The organism is Paenirhizobium cremeum, from assembly GCF_022884085.1.
Taxonomy (GTDB): domain Bacteria; phylum Pseudomonadota; class Alphaproteobacteria; order Rhizobiales; family Rhizobiaceae; genus Allorhizobium; species Allorhizobium cremeum.
The window spans coordinates 222,248-242,623 of the sequence record NZ_JAGGCS010000001.1 but is presented as its reverse complement, the minus strand read 5'-3'; the positions used below and the strand labels follow the sequence as shown (position 1 = coordinate 242,623).

The window sequence follows — 20,376 nt, the reverse complement described above, 5'->3', positions numbered from 1 at the left end:
CCGGTTCACGAGACTGGAGCTTTTTCATGGCCAAGCTGCCGACGACCGTTCCCGCGCCCGCCCGTTACCTGCTCGATTTCATCGGCAATACCGAAGCGCCGAACGGTTACGACACGATTTTCGGCGACCGGCAGATCCATCTTGCCGCGCATATCACCTTCATGACGCTCGGCGAGCTGATCGACGCGCAGGCGAACTGGAGTTCGCTCGCCTGGGTGAAGAAGAACTGGAAGGCCAGCTACCGGACGGCCTCTTCCGCCGCCGGTCGCTACCAGTTCATGCGGGCGACGCTGGTCGGCATCGCCAAGGAAATCCCGACGCTGACCGGCGACATGCGGTTCAATGCCGATCTTCAGGACCGGCTGGGCTTTTACCTGCTGCTGCGCCGGGGATACGAGGCCTTCGTTTCCGGACAGATCGGCGTCACGGATTTCGGCCTTCGGCTTGCCAAGGAATGGGCGAGCTTTCCTGTGCTTGAGGATTGCCAGGGCGCGCATCGGGCGGTGACGCGCGGGCAGAGCTACTATGCCGGCGACGGGGTGAACAAGTCGCTGGTGAAGCCGGAAAAGGTCGAGGTCGTGCTTCGCCAGGTGCTCAGGATGGCGTCGGCGCCGGAGCCCGCGCCGCAGTTTCCGCAGGCGGTAGAGCCGGATCGGGATGCCGGTGCGAAACCTGCGGAGCCGCCGCCGGTCAATGTCGATCCGGAGAAGCTGGACAAGCCGCTGATGAAATCGAAAACCTTCTGGCAGTGGCTGCTGACGGCGATCGGCGCGCCGGTCGCGGCCTTTCCCGGGATCGACTGGCGCGTACAGATCGCCATCATCGTCGTGATCGTCGGCTTCGCGATCTACGCGATCAAGCGCCGCGCCGATATCGCCAAAGTCTATCGCGCGATCAAGGCGGATGTCGATGCTTAAGGCGCTGACGGCCGAGTGGAGGCTTGCGGCGCTGGGGGCGCTGACGGGTCTCGCGCTGCTCTCGATCGGCGGTGCCTATCTCAAGGGCCGCTCCGACGGCCGCGCGATTACGGAAGGCGAGATCCGGGCGGATCTCGTCCATCAGCTCACCGACAGGGGAAAGATCGATGAAGACGTTTCGCGCCTGCCTGCTGACGAGCTTTGCCGCGAGCTTGGCGGCGTGTTCCGCGACGGGCGGTGCGACTGACGGCGCGGGCTATGCGCGCCTGACGCCATCGGCCGAAACGCGCGCCTTCATCGTGGCGAAAGACGAACCATTCGCGCGCCAGGTGGTGGCGCATAACCGCCAGTGCGAGAGCGACCGGCTTTGCAGAAAGGGGCAGTGAGATGGCGATCAGGAAATTCACCGCGGACGGCGTCTGGAACACAGGTATCCCCGGCCGCTCCGAGAGCGGCTATCGCTGCCTGAAATATGCCGGCTCGCTCGGCGGCGGAACGCTCTCGGTGCATTCGCTTACGGACGAGGTGGACAGCGAGACCGCGGCGACCATCGAAACGCCGCTGGCGGATGCCGAGCTTTCGGCAACGACGCTCGACGACAATGGCGACGCGGTGCAGCAGATGACCTTCCAGACCACGGGAACGATCGTGGTGAAGCTTGCGGGCGCCACCGCGCCGAGCGTGAAGGTGATCGTCGAATGACGTCGCTCCTGTCTGGACAGACCAGCCTGAAGCGCGGCCAGACCAGCCTGAGGGCAGGACAGACGAGCATTTCGAGCCTGCGCAGGAGAGTGCTTCTCGGCGCGACGAAAGCCGGCGGATCGGCCTCGATATCGGCGACATTTTCCGGGCGGACGTTTTCCCTGTTGCTCAAGTTGCGCCGCCCGATCAAGGGGAGGGTGCGGCTGCACAAATACGGGCTCGGCGCGTCCAACGGGATCGCGGCTTCGATTGCGCCGCATGCGACCAATGCGTCCAGCTTCGTCACGCCGAGCGGCGGGCTGGCGACGCTCAAGCCGTTCGTTTTCCCGACAAACTCGCACCCCGCGGGCTCCTCCACCGGGGCGTCCGGCATCCCGGCCGTCGTCTCCTCCGACTGGCTGGATTTCGAGACTGTCGAGCGCACCGACGGCGGGGACGGATATCTCGTGCTGATCCGCGTGCGCGAGGACGATACCAGCGCCGGCAACCGCATTTCCATGGCGACGTCGGGTGCGACGACGACGAATTTCGAGGCCAACGGATGGTATGTGGCCTATAGCGTGGTGGGGGATTTCACGCTGACCAATACCGGCGCGTCGTTTACAGCCAACAGCACGTCGGGGCCGCCTGTCATCCTCGAATTCGAAACGGAACAGGCGGGCAAAACCGTGGCCTGGGTGGGCGACAGTACGATGGAGGGGCGCGATGTCAACAATCTGCGCACGCATCCCGGCGTGCGGCTGGCGATCGACGCGCTCAATGCCGGCGGCGCGCATCTCGACTATTTCAACCAGGGCTGGTCTGGCTCGTCGACGTTCGGCTCCACCGGCACTTCGGGCGATCCGGATACGGTGAGCGGGTATTTCGGGCAGATGCGGGCATTGCTCGGCGTGCTGCAAAAACAGCCGGATATCGTGTTTTTCCAGGCGTCGTCGGTCAACAATTCCAACGCCTACAATGTCAGCGAGGCGAACTACTGGGCCGACAATTTCGTGGCGTGGGCGCAGGCGCGCGGCATCCAGCCGGTGCTGGTCACCCCGCCCCCGAACGACAGCAACGGGGCCGGCGCAAAGGCGGCCGCGACGGCGATCATCGCCAGGGCGGTAGCGCTCGGCGTGCCCTATGTCGACCGCATGACGCCGCTCGAAAACGGTTCCGGGGCCTTCGCCAACGCTGCCGATACGAGCGATGGCACGCACCTGACGCTGGCAGGCGCGGCCAAGGAGCGGGATTTCGCGGATCACGGGTGGTCGGCCGTGCTTCAGGCACTGGCGGCTTGAAAGGATAGCTCATGGATGCCGGCGCCCTGATTATCAGCCAACTGCAAAGCCTGGACGCGCGTCTGGAGCGGATCGAGAAGGACGGGCAGGAACGCGGCCGCCGGCTCTGGGAGGAGGTCAATGCCATGCGCGGGGCGTTGATCGGGCAGGAACATCGCATGGCCAATATCGAAAAGAGCGTCGCCGGTGCGCAGCCGACCATCGATGACGTCAAGGCGATGAAACAGAAGGCGGCCGGAGCCGGATGGCTCGGCCGCATGCTCTGGCGGATCGGCGGGTGGGTGTTGGCCGGCGCTGTCGGGATTTATGCCAGCTGGGAAAATCTGGTTGCTGTCCTGAAGGCATTGGCGGGGAAGTGACGGCGATGCGCATTTTCTTCGCGGGTGTACGTCGCCAATGGGCTGAAATTGTTCAAATTCACATAAACTCTTAATCAGCGGGTCGTAGGTTCGAGCCCTACATCACCCACCATCTTCTCCTGAAGAGCCATATTTTCAAAGTAAAAATTGCGCCGGCAGGGCGTTTTTTCCTGCCGACCAAAATTGGTCGCGCTTACCAGCGATCACGCGATTGTTACTTTATTATTTCCTTGTATGCAGATCCTGCCCAATCTCGGGCTGGAGATGTGCTACGCATGAAAACGATAGTTTCCGCCGCCGGCCTTCTGGCCGTTATCCTGACATCGACCGCCGCGCAGGCGGAGGATCTGGTCTTCACCCTGACAAATGGCACCAATTCCGTGCTGACCCGTTTCTACACGTCTCCCGTCGGCGTCGACGACTGGGAGGAGGATGTGTTCGGCAGGGACGTGCTCGGACCGGGTGAAACCGTGCAGCTTACGATCGCCGACGGCCGTACCGTCTGCGAATACGACATGCGCTTCGAATTCGAGGAGGACTCCGATCTCGACACCACCGAAGACACCCAGAACCTCTGCGAACTCGGGTCCTACACCATTCACGAGTGAGCTTCGGTCGTGTCCGTCTCCGCTCCATCTGGTCGGGCGGAGCCGGACACGACGGGAATCGGCCTGCCGCGAGCCTTCCTGCTCTCCTGCCTGTCGCCCTTTGCCGGCAAATGCCGCGGGTTATTTGGATAAAGGCGGCTCAGCATCCAGTATTTCTTCGATTGCGCGCCGGAATCTCTTTTTGTTCCCGGACCACCAAAGCAGTGTTCCTGAAACGTTTCCGTATTTTGATCCGTTTTTCCTGAATTGGCCTGTGGAAAGCTGTGGATAACTCCCTTAGCCGGCTTTAGGCGATTTTGCCGATTCGCGATTGCGGCAAGACGAAGGGTATGCGCCCGGGCGGTATTCTGCCGACGGCTCCCCGTATGCCGTAGACCTCGCCGATGACATCGTCCCGAAGGGTCTCCGCCGGATGCCCCTCGGCGACGATGCGGCCGTGGCTGATTACCACCAGATGATCCGCAAATTCCGCGGCGAGATTGAGATCGTGAAGAATTGCCAGCACCGCGCCGCCACTCTCGGCGAAGTTCCTGGCGATTTCCAGCACGGCGATCTGATGGCCGATATCGAGGCTTGAGGTGGGCTCGTCGAGAAAAAGTGCCTTGGCTTTCGAATTTTCCACGGCCGCCGGAAGCTGGGCGAGGACGCGGGCGAACTGCACGCGCTGCTGTTCGCCACCCGAAAGGGCGTTGTAGGCGCGGCCCTCGAAACCTTCGAGCCCGACGCGGGCAAGGGCATGCCGGGCCGATTGCGTCGGGTCCTGGCAGCCATGGGCGACGGCTCCCATCCGCGCCACTTCGAGCGCGGTGAAAGGAAAGGAAAGCACGGTGGACTGCGGAAGCACGGCACGCTCGCTGGCGAGTTCGGTTGCCGAGAGACGGCCGAGGTCGCACCCGTGGCAGGTCACGGAGCCTTCGTCCGGTGCGATTTCTCCTGAGAGGACCTTCAGCAGGGTCGATTTTCCGGCACCGTTCGGACCGATGACGGCGGTGAACCGGCCGGGCGTCACGGCAAGGCTGATGCTGTCGATCAGGAGGCGGCCCGAGCGGCGGACGGAGACATTCTCGGCGGCGATCATCAGAGGCCGTCCATGGCTACGCGACCGCGGCGGCCGAGCAGCAGAAACAGAAAGACGGGAGCGCCGAGGATGGCGGTGATGATGCCGATCGGCACTTCAGCGGGTGCCGCGACGGTTCTTGCGATACTGTCGGCGAGGAGCAGCAGGGCTGCCCCCCCGATGGCCGAGGCCGGCAAGAGGAACCGGTGGGACGGGCCGATGGCGAGGCGCAGCAGGTGAGGCACCACGATGCCGACGAAGGAGATGGAGCCGGCAACGGCAACCGTCGCGCCGCAGGCCGCGGCGACGGCAACGATGGCCCAGCGTTTCAGCCGCTGTACCGGAATGCCCATGTGGAAGGCCGCCGCATCGCCGAGCACCAGGGCGTCGAGGCCGCGCGCGACGAAGGGAATGATGACGATGACGGAGAGGATGAAGGGTAGGGTCGCGAGAATCTTGGCATAGGTGGCGCCGCCCAGCGAACCGAGCGACCAGAAGGTGATGTCGCGCAGCGCCCGGTCGTCGGCCATGAAGATCAGCAGGCCGGTTCCGGCGGCGCTCATGGCGCCGATGGCGATGCCGGAAAGAACGAGGGCGGTGGTGGAGGTCTGGCCGTTGCGCGTGGCGATGGCATAGAGGAGGAGCGTGTTGGCAAGCCCGCCGGCAAAGGCCATGACCGGCAGGAAATGATTGCCGAGAAGCGATTGCAGCGGCGCCAGCACTGTTCCTCCGAGGACGATGGCGCAGACGGCGGCAAAGGCCGCGCCGGATGTGACGCCGACAATACCGGGATCGGCAAGCGGATTTCTAAACAGTCCCTGCATCATGGCTCCGGAGACACCGAGACCGGCACCGACCAGGATGCCGAGCGCGGTGCGGGGCAGGCGTACCGCCTCCAGAATGACGAGGGCCTGCGGCGCAAGATCGGCGCCCCGACCCGAGACATAGGCCATGAGATCCGGCAGGCCGACACCGGTCGGACCGACGACGAGAGAGGCAAAAACGCTCGCGGCCAGCAGCAGGAGAAGCATTGCGAGAAGCGCTACCCCGAGAGCGGAGCGGTCGCCCCGGACCGCCCGCTTCGTCGCCCTCGTGGCGAAGGTCGCCATCGCGTTCATGGCTTGCTGGTTCCCGGCTTGACGGTCTCCGGGTAGAGTTTCGCCGCAAGATCATGCGCCGCTTCCGGCGTTCTCGGGCCGAGCCCCAGCAGGTAGAGGCCATCCATGGCGATGAAGGACTTGTTTGCCGCGGCGGGCGTGGCCTGCAGCGCCGGAACGGCAAAGGCCTGCTCGGCGCTCATGTGCATGGCGCCGCCGTTCATGACCAGAATGACATCCGGTTTCGCAGCGATGACGGCCTCGTCGCTCAGCGGTTTGTAGCCCGCCACGTCGGCCACGGCATTGATGCCGCCGGCAAGGCCGATAATGGCGTCCGCGGTGGTCTTGCCGCCGGCGGCCATCACGCGGCCATTGGCCAGCGAAAGCGCGAACAGGATGCGCTTCTTCGGACCGGGCAGGCCGGCGATCTCGGTTTCGAGGGTCTTGAGCCGCCTTTCGGTGTCGGCGGCGAGCGCTTCCGCCTGTTCGCTTTTGCCGATGGCTGCGCCGACGGCGCGAATCTTGTTTCCGATCCCTGCGGCTTCGGGCGGCGTCGGGATCGTCGCGATCGGAATGCCGCTCGCTTTCAGGATGGAAATCGCGTCGGCAGGCCCCGAGCCCTCTTCCATGACAATGAGATCGGCCTTCTGCGAAAGAACGCCCTCTGCGGAAAGCTGTCGCATGTAGCCGACGCTGGCCTTGCCTGCCGTATCGGCAGGATAGGTGCTTGTTGTATCGACGGCGACGATGCGGTCGCCCTCGCCGAGCGCATAGATGATTTCCGTTGCGGTTCCCCCGATCGAGACGATGCGTTTCGCTTCGGCCGGAGACTGGGCAAGGGCCGAGGCAACGCCGGCGCCGAGCAGGCAGACGGTTGTCGCAAGGCGGCGGAAAACACCGGCGAGCGGCATGGAAAATTCAATCATTTCAATATCCTGTAGAGCTGCTTCCGAAGCGCGCAATGATCGGTTCGGCTGGGACGGCAGGCAGAATTGCAAACGAAAGCCGTCGCCTGCGCGACGACATTTAACTTGACTTTTATACGCAAGTTTAAATAGGAAGGCAACAGATCGGTCGTTCGTGTTGCGTGCCGATTTCATTGAAAGGCCGGGGGGCGCCGCGACCGTGGCCAGGCCGGACCAGAAGGGATTTGCCATGTATATTGCCATGAACCGTTTCAGGGTCGTTCCGGGTTTTGAGGAGGCGTTCGAGGCGCAGTGGAGGGCTCGCCAGGGCCGTCTTGCCGAAATGCCCGGTTATATCGAGTTCCACATGCTGAAGGGGCCGAAGGCGGAGGACCATACGCTCTATGCCTCCCACACCGTTTGGGAGAGCCAGGAGGATTTCACCGCCTGGACGAAGTCCGAACAGTTCCGGGCCGCTCATGCGCGCGCGGGTGAAAGCAAGGTTCAGTATCTCTCCGGCCCGCATTTCGAGGGTTTCGAGGTCATTATCCATGAGGACCGCAACGGCAAGCGCGCCGATGCTGAGGCTGCCTGAGAATGGATGCTTCGGTAAATTCCGTGTCTGAGCGGGCGCGTGCGGCACTAGCCGAGAAGCCCGATGGCGTGATCGAAGCCATCGCTGCAACTGCCGGGGTGACGCCAACCGATGTGCTCGCCGTCCTGCCGGAAGGAGCGGCGGTGATTGCCGCCGCGGAGCATTGGGACGGTATCTGGAACGATCTTTCCGGTTGGGGCGATGTCCTGCTGATCGTGCATACGGAGGATATCGTTCTCGAGGTTGTCGGCAGCCTGCCGGCCGGCAGCGAAGGCCACGGATGGTTCAACATTCACGGCGACAGCCCGATCAGCGGCCATATCCGCAAGGATCGATGCGCCTCCATCGTCTTCGTCGACCGGGGCTTCCACGGTCGTCGCTCCTGTTCGGTCTGGTTCATGAATGGCGAGGGACGGGCGATGTTCAAGGTCTTCGTCCGGCGCGATGCCGAAAAGGCGCTGATCGCCGAGCAATTGCAGCGTTTCGAGGCACTGCGGGCGCGCATAGCCGCGGCCTGACCTGGACGCAGACCTGCCATGATCGTGCCGGTCCCGCGACACTGCGGGGCCGGCATTTCATTTTGCGCGGCGGTTCACCGTTCTTTCTTTTGACCGAAACTGAAACTATTGTCCGCGCAAATCGCACAAGACCAGTTCAGGACATAGCCTTGCTTCGCCTCTGCCGCAGCCTCATTCCGCTTTCGATCGCCGCATTCCTTGCCTTTACCCCGGTTCTTCCCGGAGGACCGGTGGGGCTGGCGATGGCCCAGGATACCCTGCTGCAGCGGGACGACATCATGGGTAATGCCAGCGAGAAGATCGCGGAGACCCAGAAGCGGCTCGAAAGCCTGGAGGCGAAGGTCGAGGACAGAAAAACCGACGATGCAGCGCTCGTCGACATCAAGGCGCAGGTGGACGGTCTTTCCCGCGATCTTCTGCAGATATCCGTCCAGCTTCGGCCACGCCTGAACGACGTCACCACGCGGCTCACGCAACTCGGCGAATCGCCCAAGGACGGCCAGCCTGCCGAGGCGCCGGAAATTACCGAAGAGCGCAACAAGCTGAATGCCGAGCGGCTGCAGATCAACACACTGACCGGGCAGGCGGAAGATCTCTCCATCCGCGGCACCAATCTCTCGAACGCCATCACGGATATCCGCCGGCGGCTCTTTGCCGATCAGCTCTTCGAGCACACGGAAATCTCGGGCGAAGTGCTGGACGAGGCGCTGAGCGCGTTTTCGACCGAGATCAGCCGTTTCGGGCGCACCATTTCAAGCTGGTATTCCTTCATCTGGAAGTTCAAGCGCGTGCCCTTCGGCACGGCGGTCATGCTGTCGCTCTCGCTCGCTCTTGTCATGATCTATGCGGAATACCGGCTGTTCGGCTCGCTTATCAAGCGGGACCCGGACAACAAGGACCCGGCCTATATGAGCCGCTTTTCCGTCGCCTTCTGGTCGACCATCCTGCCGGCGCTGGCGCTTGGGGCCTTCCTCGGGGCAAGCTTCCTCTTCCTCGAAACCTTCAATGTGCTGCGGCCGGATATCTCGCCGATAGCGTCTGCGCTTTTCGCACTGGCCGGCATCGTCTTCTTCGTCTCGATGCTGGCGCGGGCGGTTCTTGCTCCCAAGGCGCCGAGCTGGCGGCTGGTCAGGCTTTCGAACAAGGGCGCACGCGATCTCAACTTTGCGGTCGTGGCCATGGCGGTCGTGAATGGTTTCGATTATGTGCTGGGCGCCATCAGCGAAACACTGAGCTCGCCGGTTGTCGTGACCGTCATGAAGAGCCTCGTATCTTCGGTCATCGTCGGCCTCATTATCTTCATCGTCTCTTTCCTGAAGCCGGTTCTGAACGACAGCGGTGATCCATCCGAGCGTGGCAAACCCTGGCCGAGAGCCTTCGCGGTGCTGTTGCGGCTGATCGGTATCGGCCTCGTTCTGGCAAGCGTTATCGGCTATGTCGGACTGGCACGCTTCCTTGCCACGCAGATCATCCTGACGGGCGCCGTCATCGCCACCATGTATATCGGCATTCTCTCGGGTAAGGCGATTTCCGCGCCCAATCGGTTTGGCGAGACGCGGGTCGGCAAATATCTGGAAAAGCGCTTCTCGCTTTCGCCGGTGGCGCTGGATCAGGCCGGCATGGTGGCGGGATTGCTGATCTATGCCTTTGCGCTGACGATCGGCATTCCCCTGATCCTGATCTCCTGGGGCTTCCAGCCTAGGGATCTGCAGCTCTGGTTCTATAACATCTTCACCGAAATCCATGTCGGGACCATCCGCATCTCGCTCATTGGGATTTTTGGCGGGGTGCTGCTTTTCAGCATCGGCCTTGTCGTCACGCGCTGGTTCCAGAAATGGCTGGACGGCAGCGTCATGGCGCGTTCGCAGGTCGATGCCGGCGTTCGGAACTCGGTGAAAACTGGTATCGGCTATCTCGGAACCGGGATCGCCGGCCTGATCGGCATCTCGGCGGCGGGCATCGATCTGTCAAGTCTCGCCCTCGTGGCCGGTGCGCTTTCTCTGGGTATCGGTTTCGGTCTGCAGAACATCGTTTCGAATTTCGTCTCCGGCCTCATCCTGCTCGTGGAGCGTCCCTTCAAGGTGGGCGACTGGGTTGCGACCGGAACGACCGAGGGCTTCGTGCGGAGGATTTCCGTGCGTGCGACGGAGATTGAAACCTTCCAGCGACAGTCGATCATCGTGCCGAATTCCGAGCTCATCAATGCTCCTGTCGGCAACTGGACCCATCGCAACAAGCTGGGACGCATCGAAATTCCGGTGGGCGTCAGCTACGACAACGATCCGCGGCGGGTGATGGAGCTTCTGCTCGAAATCGCGCTGGCCCATCCCGGCGTGCTGCGCAATCCGGAACCGGTGGTGATGTTCAACGGTTTCGGAGCGTCGTCGCTCGATTTCGAACTCAGGGGGTTCGTGGGCGACGTGCTGGGCGGGCTGCCGGTCAAGAACGACCTGCGCGTGACGATCTTCGAACGCTTCAAGGCCGAGGGTATCCAGATTCCCTATCCGCATCAGGAAGTGCGGCTGCATATCGAGAAAGACGGCGAGCAGAAGCGCGAGCGGGGGCGGGGACGGGGCAAGACGGAACCTCGCAGCACGCCCGATCAGGAGGATGAAGACAAGATCTTGCCATGAACGGCGCGTTCAGGCTCTATTCAGCGGTGAACCAATAAAAGAGGGGCATAGCTCGCGCAGATCAAGGGACATCCCGGATGCGGCGAGACGCAACGAGAGGACGGTGCGAACGCACCGCATTCGCATGAAGAAGATCATGACGGCGACATTCCTGATGCTTGGCGCACTGAGCAGCGGCGCTGTCGCTGCCACCGTGACCAATGCCGGGTCCGGAGCCGTTGTTCTTGTGGTCGTGGAAAATGGCAATCGTATGGAAGTCTCCATCGATGCCGGTGCTTCCGAGCAGATTTGCCCTTCCGGTTGTTTCGTGACGCTGCCCAACGGAGACCGCGTCGGGCTGGAGGGCGGCGAAACCATCGAGATCAAGGACGGGTCGGCCACCATCCGCTGATAGCGCCACCGCCCGACGTCTCCCCGCTTTGCGAGACGATGGTATTCCGGCCCGACAGCATGTCCCCTTCCGGTCGACCTGGCCGGTGATTGCGGCCGCCAAGTGTGGTCGAGTGCGAAAAAATGCCGAAAAATGAGGGTTTGCGGTCGATTCCTTTTATTGGGGATTAATCTCTGCATGTTTTTATAGCGCTGCCCAGAACATGACCGTTCTGCAAGTCATCCCAATGCAAGTTGCAACAGTCTCTCAAGGTCAAAGGCGCTATGGCTCTCCTCGGTATTTCCGGAATGCAGTATTCCGGAGAAACATTCCCTGACGCTCGAATCATCGTTGCAGAAGATTCGAACGTATTCACCTCCATGATCGGAACACGCCTCAAGGAGCTGTTCGGTATCGATGCGGAAATTTGCCGCACCTTCGAGGATCTGCAGGCGGCGAACGAACTTTCGGACACTCCGGTCACGCTTGCCATCTCGAACATCAACCTGCCGGGGGCGGAGAATGGCGAGGCACTGGAATATCTGATCGACCTCAATATTCCGACGGTGGTCTTCACCGGCACCTTCCAGGACGAGACCCGCGAAAAGCTGCTGGCCAAGGACATCGTGGACTATATTCTGAAGGACAACATCTTTGCCGTGGAGATGCTGGGGGAGTCCGTCTATCGCTTCCTCACCAATCACCAGCACCACGTCCTGATCGTCGACGACAGCCCGACCGCGCGGGCTCTGCTTTCCAGCCGCCTGAAACGCTACAATTTCCGCGTCAGCGTCGCGGAAAGCGGCGCCAAGGCGCTGGAAATCCTCAAGGCAAATTCCGACATCGGCCTGGTGGTGACCGACTACAACATGCCGGATATCGACGGTTTCGAGCTGACCCGGCGGATTCGCGCCGCCCGCGGTTCGCATGAGCTGCGCATCATCGGGGTTTCGTCGTCGAACAACCGGCTGTTGTCGGCCCGCTTCCTCAAGGTCGGCGGCAACGATTTCATGCTGCGGCCCTTCATTGATGAGGAATTCTACTGCCGCGTTAATCAGAATCTGGATACACTCGTGCAGATTCGCGCGGCGCAGAAGAGGAAATAAGGGGCGCGCCCGCGATGCGGCCCAAGAAGCGACTGGCCGGAACAATGGCAACGCCCCTCGATTTATGTTTTCTGTTTTTTGAAAGTACCGAGGATGTTCATGCCAGCCGATACCAGCACAACGGGTCCGATTGACCAATCCGTTCATCGCAAGAAGGCGCATGTGCTGGTTATCGAGGACTCGCGGACCTTTTCGTCCCTGCTGTGTCATCGCTTCGAGAAGGAGCACGGTTACGACGTCACGCATTGCGCGACGACCCGGGCCTTTCATGATGCCTGCGGGGACGCCGCGCGTTTCGACATCGCGGTCGTGGATCTCACGCTGCCCGACTCTCCTGACGGGCAGGTGCTCGACGAGGTCGTGGCGATGGGTATTCCGGCCATCGTCTTTACCGCGGATTTCAATCGTGAGATGCGCGAGAGGCTGGTAGAGCGGGGCGTCGCCGATTACGTCATCAAGAATAACGAGCGCGCGGTCGACATGGTGATCGCGGCCGTTGACCGGATATTGGCGAACCGCAACGTCCGCGTTCTCGTGGTCGATGATCTGCTCTCTGCCCGCCAGATGCTGACCGAGCTTCTCCGCCTCCAGCAATTCCAGGTCTTCGAAGCGTCTACCGGCAGTGAAGCCATGGAGATGCTCATCACCCATCCGGGCATCGAACTGGTCGTCACCGACTACAACATGCCGGATATGGACGGCTACGAACTCACCCGGCGCATCCGTCGCGCCCACGGGTCCGACCGCGTCAGGATCATCGGCATCTCGTCTTCGGCGGATCGTCTTCTGTCGGCAAGCTTCCTCAAGGCGGGCGCCAATGATTTCGTCTACCGGCCGTTCGTCGTCGAGGAACTGCAATGCCGTATCGGCCATAATGTCGAAACGCTGTCGCAACTCAGGCAATTGCGACTTGCCGCTTTCAGCGACTATCTGACCGGTTTGAGAAACCGGAGGCATTTCTTCGACGAGGGGCCGGCGAAGGTGGCGCGCTGCCTTGAACAGGGGCAGGCCTGCAGCATGGCCATGCTCGACATCGACCACTTCAAGAAACTCAACGATACCTATGGCCACGAGATCGGCGACAGGGTTCTCAAGGCGGTTGGAACCAAGTTGCAGGCTCTGACGGAAGATACCGACTATCTTCTGGCCAGACTGGGCGGCGAGGAGTTCGGCCTGCTGCTGACCGGCCTCGATTCAAGCGCCGCCAGCCAGTTTTGCGAGGCGATCCGTAAGAGTATTGCCGATCTCAAGGTGGCGCTCGACGATAACGACATCTCCGTCACGGCATCGATCGGCGTTGCGGAAGTCGGGGGGCTGGAGAATTTCTCCAATTATCTGAACGCCGCCGACCAGTTTCTTTATCTCGCCAAGCACTACGGCCGCAATCGTGTCTATTCCGACAGCATGCTGATCGAGGCGACAGCAGCGAAGTAGGGCTGGTGTTTCGATATCAGTCGCGCAGCCGTAGCTCGTCGGTCCGCATCTGCAAAGATGCGAGCGTGGACAGAAAGCTCATGCCGAGCAGGCTCTGATCGAGCTGGCCCTTTTCTATCACCGAAGCCTCGACGTCTTGGCGAACGATCGGACCGAGCGCAATCTGGCGAAGGCGAACGGGAGCGGCCATTGCTCGCCCGTTGGCGGTCATGATGGCTCTGGTGAACGAGAGGCGGGACATGTCGATGCCGATGCGTTCGGCGTCTTCGTAACGCAATGCGACGGTGCTTGCGCCGGTGTCGATCATCACATCCACGGGCACCGCATTCATATCGACGGTGGCTTCGAAATGTCCGCTGCGCGTCTTGTGCAGGACCACCTCCGGCTGACCGTCGATACCGGTGGCGATCACCGCCCGTCCGGGAATGAGCCCCGCGGTCAGCCGCTCGCCGACGGAACGAAGCTCGTCGCGATAGAGATAGCCGGTGACGAGCGCAAGGCCGATCAGCAGCCACAGCAACAGTTGCCGCACCGCCTGTCCGAGCGAGCGACGGCTTGCAAGGAGGCCAACCGACAGCATCGCGGCAAAGGGCAGGAGGCTGATGAAATTACCGAAGTCGTCATTGCTCATGCCGAAGCTGCGGCCGGTATCCTGATTGACCATCAGCACGACGAGACCGAAGCCGAGAATGGCAAGAACGATGACGAGTCGCATCAACCGTTCTCGCGTTCGCGGGCCATGCGGGCGCGGCGGGTTTCACGCCGAGGCTTGCGCTCGACGGTTTCGAGGCGGGCGGGCAACCCCTCCATGATCGAGCGCCGCTGTTGATCCGTGTAGCTTGTCCAGCCGGCGATCTCGTCGCGCGTGCGGCCGCAGCCGAAACAGTATCCGGTCTTCATGTCGATCGAGCAGACGAGAATGCAGGGTGATTCCATGAGCAAACCTTGTTCCCGTTTTTATATCGGTTTTCTAGGCGGCCATGGCAAGGGCGGCGAGAGCAGCGATTTCCGTAACCTGCTGGCAGGCTCCGATGGTATCGCCGGTGTGGCCGCCCAACCGGCGGCGCACATGCGCGGTGAAGGCGGATGCGGAAAGGGCAGCCGCCAGCAATGCGACCACCGTGGCAAGCAGCGATGAGGCGGGAAGGAGAAAAACAAGGGCGAGCAGCAGGCCCGACATCAGCGCCATGTGCCGGGACGCGGGTTCGGGCAGGCCGGCGGATGCGGCGATCCCGTCAGCGCGGGCCGGCGGCAGTGCGGACCAGTGCCAGACCATCAGGGCCCGGCTTGTCGCCGCCGTTGCGAGCAGGCAGGTTGCGGTCGCGACCGGAGGCAAGGCGCTCGCCAGTTCGGCGATGGCAGCGGCGCGCATGCCAATGGCGACCACGATGGTCACGGCGCCGTAGGAGCCGATGCGGCTGTCCTTCATGATTGCCAGCGCGCGCGTGCGATCCCCCCCACCGCCGAGACCGTCGGCCGTATCGGAGAGGCCATCTTCATGCAGAGCGCCGGTGACGGCGAGAAGAACGGCAATGGAAAGGAAGGCGGCCAGAAGCGGTGTCGCATTCAGGAGCAGCGCTGCGGCAAGCGTGGCCGCCGGAGGCAGGGCGATCAGGGCGCCCGCCAGCGGAAAGGCGCGAACCGTGCGGGACAAGGTGCCGTCATGGCCCTCGAAGAAGCGGGAGGGGACCGGAAGCCTGCTCAGGAATGCGAGCGCCCGTGCCGTGTCGGTCAGAAAGTCGCGCAGGATCATCGGTTTCAGTCACTCCGTATGAAAGACGACGGCATGCGGCGCTTTTTCGGTTGTTGCCGGTCGGCCGGGTCAGTATTAGAGGCAAAACCGATTTGCGAGAAGACCACAAGGACTCCTGCCGATGACCGTGACCGGCCTGCCATTCGATGATTTCCGTGTCCTGCTACGCGAGTTGCCCGGTCCCGACACGGCGGCGCTGGTTGCCGCGCGCGATCGTGACCGGCAGCTTACCAAGCCGCCTGGGGCTCTCGGTCGGCTTGAGGAGATCGCGATGTGGCTTGCCGCCTGGACGGGCCGTCCGCCGGCCGTCAACAGGCCGCTGGTCGCGATCTTCGCGGGCAATCATGGGGTGACGAAGCATGGGATTACGCCCTATCCGTCGTCTGTCACGCAGCAGATGGTGGAGAATTTTGCAGCGGGCGGTGCCGCGATCAACCAGATCTGCGCGACCTACGATCTCGGTCTGAAGATCTTCGACCTCGCTCTCGACTATCCGACGGGGGACATCACCTGCGAGGCTGCCCTGTCCGAGCGCGACTGTGCCGCCACCATGGCCTTCGGCATGGAGGCGATCGCCGGCGGCACCGACCTGTTGTGCATCGGCGAGATGGGCATCGGCAACACGACCATCGCCGCGGCCATCCATCTTGCGCTTTACGGTGGCACCGCCGAGGAGTGGGTCGGGCCGGGCACCGGTTCCGAGGGTGAGGTGCTGCGCCGAAAGGTCGAGGCGGTGAAGACCGCGCTCGAATTCCACAAGGGGCACCTCGACGACCCGCTGGAGATCCTGCGGCGTCTCGGCGGTCGCGAGATTGCGGCCATGGCCGGCGCCATTCTTGCCGCTCGCATGCAGAAGATCCCGGTGCTGATAGACGGTTACGTCGCGACTTCTGCCGCTGCGATCCTGAAGGCAGCCAATCCGTCCGCTCTCGATCATTGCCTCATCGGCCATGTGTCGGGTGAACCGGGACATCTGAAATCGATCGAAAAGCTTGGCAAGACGCCGCTTCTGGCGCTTGGCATGCGGCTTGGCGAAGGCACGGGCGCGGCGCTGGCTGCCGGTATCGTCAAGGCTGCAGCTGCTTGCCATTCGGGCATGGCAACCTTCGCGGCGGCCGGAGTGTCCAACAAGACCGATGCGTAAGAGAACGACCGACACGCCCGCGAGCGAACCGATCGAGAAAAAGACGGGCGTCGCGCATTTCTTCGCCGCCGGCCGCTATTCCATGCAGGGGTTCCGGCGTCTGGTGCAGGAATCCGCCTTCCGGCATGAATTGCTGGCCTTCGTTGCCGGCCTCGCCCTCTTTGCGATTGTCGGAGCAAGTTTCGCGGAATTTCTCGGCTTCGTCGTGCTGATGGCGATCCTGTTCTCGGTGGAAGCGATCAACACCGCAATCGAGGAACTGGTCGACCGGATTTCGCCGGAGATTTCGACCGTCGGCCGCAATGCCAAGGATCTCGGCTCCTTCGCCGTCTTCTGCCTGTTGGTGGCAAACGGGCTCTACGCGGCTTACGTCGTCTTTTTCTGAAAACGATCTTCGCGGCCGGCGGAGATCCGCCGCAGTCCGTCCGCGTCTTCAGGCAAAATGACGCCTGCGCGGCTCGACCGCATGGGCCTCGCTGACGGCCGGCAGGCTCTCGAGCACGCGCCGGGCCGGCAGGATGGCGATGACCTCGGTGCCTTCGCGCAGTTTCGACTTCAGCTTGAATTCGCCGCCATGCTTGGCGAGGATCGCCTGCACGATCGGAAGGCCGAGGCCTGTACCCTGTTCGGCGCTCTTGATCGCGATGGAGCCCTGGCCGAAAGCGGAGAGGACGACGGGGATCTCCTCCTCGGGAATGCCGGGGCCATTGTCGCGGATCGATACATATTGCCCGCCTCCGGCAGTCCAGCCGACTTTCACGACAATCTCGCCATTCTGTGGCGTGAACTTTATCGCATTCGACAGAAGGTTGAGGATGACCTGGCGGATGGCCTTTTCGTCCGCCCAGACGGCCGGCAGATTCGGTTCGAACTGTTCCTCGATGCTGATGTTCTTGGCTTTTGCGCGCAATTGCACCATGCCGACGCAATCCTCGGCAAGCTCCAGCAGGGAGACGGTTTCTTCGTTCAAGTCGTATTTTCCGGCCTCGATGCGCGAGAGGTCGAGAATTTCATTGATAAGGTCGAGGAGATGTTGACCGGAGCGATGGATATCGCCGGAATATTCCTTGTAGAGCGGGTTGTTCAGCGGGCCGAGCACTTCGGTTGCCATGACTTCGGAAAAGCCGAGAATGGCGTTCAGCGGCGTACGCAGTTCATGGGACATCGAGGCGAGGAAGCGGGACTTGGCGAGGTTTGCTTCCTCGGCGCGGCGGCGGGCTTCATCGGAGAGCGACTTGGCAACTTCCAGTTCGGCGATCAGGTCGTCCTTCTCGGTCTGGAAGGAAAGCAGCTTGAGATTCGTCTGGTAGAGGCGGCCGGTGATGTAGATGAAGAAAACGAGGGCGGTGGTGAACATCGCCGTCAGCCCGATGTCGAGCACGTCGCGGCTGATGACGGCGCTATAGAGGAGGGCTGCGACCGTCGGCAGAAAGCCGAAAAGCACGGCCTGCCGCAACAGCATGTTGGACATCGCCGTGAACGACAGAACGACCAGCAGTACCGCGCCCTTGTAGAAGATAAAGCTGTCGCCTTCGCAGGCCGGACAGGCCTGCAGGGAGAACAGCGCCCAGCAGCATCCCATCGCCGCCTGGCCGGCGAGCAGCAAGCGGCGCCATTTGACGATATTTTCGGCGGTGAAGATGTGCGAGGAGGCCCGACGGGCAATGAGGATATTGAGAGCGTGAACGGTCAGCGCCAGCAATGTCCATATCAGCATGCCCGGTTGCTGGCTGAGATAGATGCCGATACCGGTGACCATTAGGATGATGATCGGCATCACGGCGGCGGCCTGCAGCGTGGCGCTGACATGCATGCCGAGCATTTCACTTTCGAACTGGGGAATGGCGCCGTTCGACTGAAGCCGCTCACGAGTCGTGCGCACAGCCTTCGCGACAGCCTTGTTGCGATGGCTGCGTGAAAGGTCGACGATGTTCTTGTCCGTCGATGTGGATACGCCCTTACTCATATGCCAGGAGTTCACGTCTCGTTGATGAGGCGAGCTTAATAGTCATTTCTTAAGAAGATACTGTCGAAAAAGGTTTTGTTTGCCATGATCGAAAAGGTTTCGTTTTCGAAATGGGCCGAAATGTGAAGCGGTCCTGGAGCATCCTCAGGGATTTCGTGGTCGGTTTCTGCATTTTGCTGCTCGGCCTGCTGGTCGCAGCAAAGCTCGAACGGCAACAGGAAGCGGAATTTTCCGGGCATTTTGTCGTCATCGACGGGGATACGCTCGCGCTCGGACCGGAGCGGCTGCGTCTCGAAGGGATCGATGCGCCGGAAACCGGCCAGACATGCGGGGCGGACGATGCTCCGTGGGACTGCGGTTCGGCGGCTCGACGCAGGCTCACGCAACTTGCCGGCGCAAGGGAGTTTATCTGTCACGGCGGACAGCCGGATCGCTATCGGCGCAAGCTCGTGCGGTGCCAAATGCCGGAGGGCGATCCTGCAGCCGTGCTGGTGCAGGAGGGGCTGGCGGTTTCCTATGGCGACTATCGAGTGGAAGAAGGGGTGGCGCGACGCGAGCGGCGTGGCCTGTGGGCAGGCCCGTTCGACGTGCCACAGGAGTGGCGGCGCATTCACAAAACCGGTGAGGTGGAACCCGCCGGCGACTTTTTCGCTTTCTTCCTGCAGTGGCTCGGTATCAACTGAAACGATGAATGCGAATCCTTCCATGATCTCTTTCCGCAAGGCGCAGACAAACGAGTGGCGGGATGAATGAGGTTGAGGCGCTGCGGCGCGCGATTGCTTCCTGCCGGATCTGCCGGGACTGTCCAGCGGGCGGCGAGGCTTACAGGATGCCGCATGAGCCCAGACCGGTCGCCTATATCTCCACGACGGCGCGCATCCTGATCGCGGGCCAGGCGCCGGGCATGAAGGTTCACCAGACCGGCATTCCGTTCAACGATGCGTCCGGCGACCGCCTGCGGTTATGGCTCAACGTCGAACGTGAGACCTTTTACGATCAGTCGCGGTTTGCCATCGTGCCCATGGGTTTCTGTTTTCCAGGCTATGATGCAGAGGGCCATGACCTGCCGCCGCGACGCGAATGCGCACCGCAATGGCGGTCGACGGTGATGGCGGCCATGCCGCAGATCGAACTCGTGCTGGCGATCGGACAATATGCACAGACCTGGCATCTCGGCGGGCGGCGGCGCAAATCGATGACCGAAACGGTCCAGCACTGGCGCGACTTCCTTCTCTCCAATACCGAAGGACCGAAAATCCTGCCCCTGCCGCATCCGAGCTGGCGGAACACCGCTTGGTTGAAGCGCAATCCATGGTTCGAGGCTGATGTGCTGCCGATGCTGCGGCGGGAAGTGGAAAGACTTCTGTCCTGAAACAATTTTCTTTGCTTTAAGGTTTTTCACGCTATATCGAGAATAATATTCGAAAGGTAAGAGCATGGATCGACTCGACAGAAAAATTCTCCGCATCCTTCAGGAAGACTCCACACTGGCTGTTGCTGATCTCGCCAAGAAGGTCGGTTTGTCGACGACGCCCTGCTGGCGGCGTATTCAGAAGATGGAAGAGGACGGTGTGATCCGTCGCCGCGTCGCCCTGCTCGACCCGGCGAAGGTCAATACCAAGGTGACCGTTTTCGTGTCGGTGCGCACCTCCAGTCATTCGATCGAGTGGCTGAAGCGTTTTTCCGAGGTCGTTTCCGAGTTTCCCGAAGTGGTCGAGTTCTATCGCATGAGCGGTGACGTGGACTATCTTCTGCGCGTCGTCGTTCCGGACATTGCGGCTTACGATGCCTTCTACAAGCGTCTGATCGCCAAGATCGAAATCCGTGACGTCTCCTCCGCCTTCGCCATGGAGCAGATCAAATATACGACCGAACTGCCGCTCGATTACATGGTCCTCGACAACCAGAAGTCGGCGGAGGACTGAGCGGGGC

At 61.9% G+C, this 20,376-nt stretch carries 24 protein-coding genes; 17 read left to right on the top strand and 7 right to left on the bottom strand.

What is annotated here, in order from left to right; translation table 11 throughout:
- Positions 1 to 35: 35 nt before the first annotated feature.
- The 6 genes from J5N58_RS01160 (at position 36) to J5N58_RS01135 (ending at position 3,866) form a co-directional block, all read left to right on the top strand.
- Positions 36 to 917, top strand: coding sequence for a lysozyme family protein (locus J5N58_RS01160; protein WP_425314445.1), 882 nt, complete (start codon positions 36 to 38; stop codon positions 915 to 917).
- Positions 910 to 1,164 carry a hypothetical protein gene (locus J5N58_RS01155; RefSeq protein WP_244709217.1) on the top strand — a complete coding sequence of 85 codons (255 nt, stop codon included), beginning with the start codon at positions 910 to 912 and terminating at the stop codon, positions 1,162 to 1,164. The genes J5N58_RS01160 and J5N58_RS01155 overlap by 8 nt, the downstream gene beginning before the upstream one ends.
- Positions 1,165 to 1,304: 140 nt before the next feature.
- A complete protein-coding gene (locus J5N58_RS01150) occupies positions 1,305 to 1,619 on the top strand; it encodes a hypothetical protein (RefSeq protein WP_244709215.1) in 315 nt (104 codons plus the stop codon).
- Positions 1,616 to 2,899 carry an SGNH/GDSL hydrolase family protein gene (locus J5N58_RS01145; protein ID WP_244709212.1) on the top strand — a complete coding sequence of 428 codons (1,284 nt, stop codon included), beginning with the start codon at positions 1,616 to 1,618 and terminating at the stop codon, positions 2,897 to 2,899. Before J5N58_RS01150 ends, J5N58_RS01145 begins: the two co-directional genes overlap by 4 nt.
- Before the next feature lie 11 nt (positions 2,900 to 2,910).
- Complete coding sequence (locus J5N58_RS01140; protein ID WP_244709210.1) at positions 2,911 to 3,258, top strand: hypothetical protein; 348 nt, start codon at positions 2,911 to 2,913, stop codon at positions 3,256 to 3,258.
- 275 nt (positions 3,259 to 3,533) lie between these two features.
- Complete coding sequence (locus tag J5N58_RS01135; RefSeq protein ID WP_112828109.1) at positions 3,534 to 3,866, top strand: hypothetical protein; 333 nt, start codon at positions 3,534 to 3,536, stop codon at positions 3,864 to 3,866.
- A gap of 286 nt (positions 3,867 to 4,152) precedes the next feature.
- Here the strand turns inward: J5N58_RS01135 and J5N58_RS01130 are convergent, their stop codons facing one another.
- From J5N58_RS01130 to J5N58_RS01120, 3 genes are read right to left on the bottom strand one after another with little or no spacing between them, the layout of a single operon-like run.
- The gene (locus J5N58_RS01130) at positions 4,153 to 4,944 is read right to left on the bottom strand and encodes a heme ABC transporter ATP-binding protein (protein WP_244709208.1); all 792 of its coding nucleotides are present in this window, start codon (positions 4,942 to 4,944) and stop codon (positions 4,153 to 4,155) included.
- Entirely contained in the window at positions 4,944 to 6,032 is a 1,089-nt protein-coding gene (locus J5N58_RS01125) for a FecCD family ABC transporter permease (RefSeq protein ID WP_244709663.1), read from the bottom strand. Before J5N58_RS01125 ends, J5N58_RS01130 begins: the two co-directional genes overlap by 1 nt.
- Before the next feature lie 5 nt (positions 6,033 to 6,037).
- Positions 6,038 to 6,946 (bottom strand): heme/hemin ABC transporter substrate-binding protein, encoded by a 909-nt coding sequence (locus tag J5N58_RS01120; RefSeq protein ID WP_244709206.1) that lies wholly within the window; start codon positions 6,944 to 6,946, stop codon positions 6,038 to 6,040.
- Positions 6,947 to 7,175: 229 nt separating this feature from the next.
- On the opposite strand from J5N58_RS01120, the gene hmuQ reads away from it, so the two are divergent.
- The 6 genes from hmuQ (at position 7,176) to J5N58_RS01090 (ending at position 13,581) form a co-directional block, all read left to right on the top strand.
- Positions 7,176 to 7,520: a heme-degrading protein HmuQ gene (gene hmuQ, locus J5N58_RS01115; protein WP_112828256.1), complete on the top strand. Its 345-nt coding sequence runs from the start codon at positions 7,176 to 7,178 to the stop codon at positions 7,518 to 7,520.
- A 2-nt stretch (positions 7,521 to 7,522) separates the two neighbouring features.
- On the top strand, positions 7,523 to 8,038 hold the full coding sequence (hutX, locus tag J5N58_RS01110) for a heme utilization cystosolic carrier protein HutX (protein ID WP_244709204.1): 516 nt from the start codon (positions 7,523 to 7,525) through the stop codon (positions 8,036 to 8,038).
- 149 nt (positions 8,039 to 8,187) lie between these two features.
- Entirely contained in the window at positions 8,188 to 10,671 is a 2,484-nt protein-coding gene (locus tag J5N58_RS01105) for a mechanosensitive ion channel family protein (RefSeq protein ID WP_244709202.1), read from the top strand.
- A 136-nt stretch (positions 10,672 to 10,807) separates the two neighbouring features.
- On the top strand, positions 10,808 to 11,062 hold the full coding sequence (locus J5N58_RS01100; RefSeq protein ID WP_112828258.1) for a hypothetical protein: 255 nt from the start codon (positions 10,808 to 10,810) through the stop codon (positions 11,060 to 11,062).
- A gap of 263 nt (positions 11,063 to 11,325) precedes the next feature.
- The gene (locus J5N58_RS01095; RefSeq protein WP_112828112.1) at positions 11,326 to 12,147 is read left to right on the top strand and encodes a response regulator; all 822 of its coding nucleotides are present in this window, start codon (positions 11,326 to 11,328) and stop codon (positions 12,145 to 12,147) included.
- A gap of 93 nt (positions 12,148 to 12,240) precedes the next feature.
- The gene (locus J5N58_RS01090; protein WP_425314438.1) at positions 12,241 to 13,581 is read left to right on the top strand and encodes a diguanylate cyclase domain-containing protein; all 1,341 of its coding nucleotides are present in this window, start codon (positions 12,241 to 12,243) and stop codon (positions 13,579 to 13,581) included.
- Positions 13,582 to 13,597: 16 nt separating this feature from the next.
- On the opposite strand, the gene J5N58_RS01085 is transcribed toward J5N58_RS01090, so the two are convergent.
- Genes J5N58_RS01085 through J5N58_RS01075 form a run of 3 tightly spaced genes read right to left on the bottom strand, consistent with a single transcriptional unit; the run spans position 13,598 to position 15,334 of the window.
- A complete protein-coding gene (locus J5N58_RS01085; protein ID WP_113338994.1) occupies positions 13,598 to 14,299 on the bottom strand; it encodes a TIGR02281 family clan AA aspartic protease in 702 nt (233 codons plus the stop codon).
- Positions 14,296 to 14,517, bottom strand: coding sequence for a DUF1289 domain-containing protein (locus J5N58_RS01080; protein WP_112828114.1), 222 nt, complete (start codon positions 14,515 to 14,517; stop codon positions 14,296 to 14,298). The genes J5N58_RS01085 and J5N58_RS01080 overlap by 4 nt, the downstream gene beginning before the upstream one ends.
- Positions 14,518 to 14,551: 34 nt before the next feature.
- Positions 14,552 to 15,334 (bottom strand): adenosylcobinamide-GDP ribazoletransferase, encoded by a 783-nt coding sequence (locus J5N58_RS01075; protein WP_112828115.1) that lies wholly within the window; start codon positions 15,332 to 15,334, stop codon positions 14,552 to 14,554.
- Between the two features lie 121 nt (positions 15,335 to 15,455).
- Between J5N58_RS01075 and cobT the strand changes: the two genes are divergently transcribed.
- Together cobT and J5N58_RS01065 are read left to right on the top strand one after the other, a co-directional pair.
- Complete coding sequence (cobT, locus tag J5N58_RS01070; RefSeq protein WP_113338993.1) at positions 15,456 to 16,478, top strand: nicotinate-nucleotide--dimethylbenzimidazole phosphoribosyltransferase; 1,023 nt, start codon at positions 15,456 to 15,458, stop codon at positions 16,476 to 16,478.
- On the top strand, positions 16,471 to 16,863 hold the full coding sequence (locus J5N58_RS01065; RefSeq protein WP_112828117.1) for a diacylglycerol kinase: 393 nt from the start codon (positions 16,471 to 16,473) through the stop codon (positions 16,861 to 16,863). Before cobT ends, J5N58_RS01065 begins: the two co-directional genes overlap by 8 nt.
- 48 nt (positions 16,864 to 16,911) lie before the next feature.
- On the opposite strand, the gene J5N58_RS01060 is transcribed toward J5N58_RS01065, so the two are convergent.
- Positions 16,912 to 18,444: a sensor histidine kinase gene (locus J5N58_RS01060; RefSeq protein ID WP_113437573.1), complete on the bottom strand. Its 1,533-nt coding sequence runs from the start codon at positions 18,442 to 18,444 to the stop codon at positions 16,912 to 16,914.
- 122 nt (positions 18,445 to 18,566) lie between these two features.
- Here J5N58_RS01060 and J5N58_RS01055 point away from each other — a divergent pair, with 122 nt between their 5' ends.
- The 3 genes from J5N58_RS01055 to J5N58_RS01045 all read left to right on the top strand — a co-directional run bounded on the left by J5N58_RS01055 (position 18,567) and on the right by J5N58_RS01045 (position 20,369).
- Positions 18,567 to 19,127, top strand: coding sequence for a thermonuclease family protein (locus tag J5N58_RS01055; protein ID WP_162708178.1), 561 nt, complete (start codon positions 18,567 to 18,569; stop codon positions 19,125 to 19,127).
- A 62-nt stretch (positions 19,128 to 19,189) separates the two neighbouring features.
- Entirely contained in the window at positions 19,190 to 19,816 is a 627-nt protein-coding gene (locus J5N58_RS01050; protein ID WP_112828120.1) for a uracil-DNA glycosylase family protein, read from the top strand.
- A 64-nt stretch (positions 19,817 to 19,880) separates the two neighbouring features.
- Complete coding sequence (locus J5N58_RS01045; RefSeq protein ID WP_112828121.1) at positions 19,881 to 20,369, top strand: Lrp/AsnC family transcriptional regulator; 489 nt, start codon at positions 19,881 to 19,883, stop codon at positions 20,367 to 20,369.
- Positions 20,370 to 20,376: the final 7 nt, after the last annotated feature.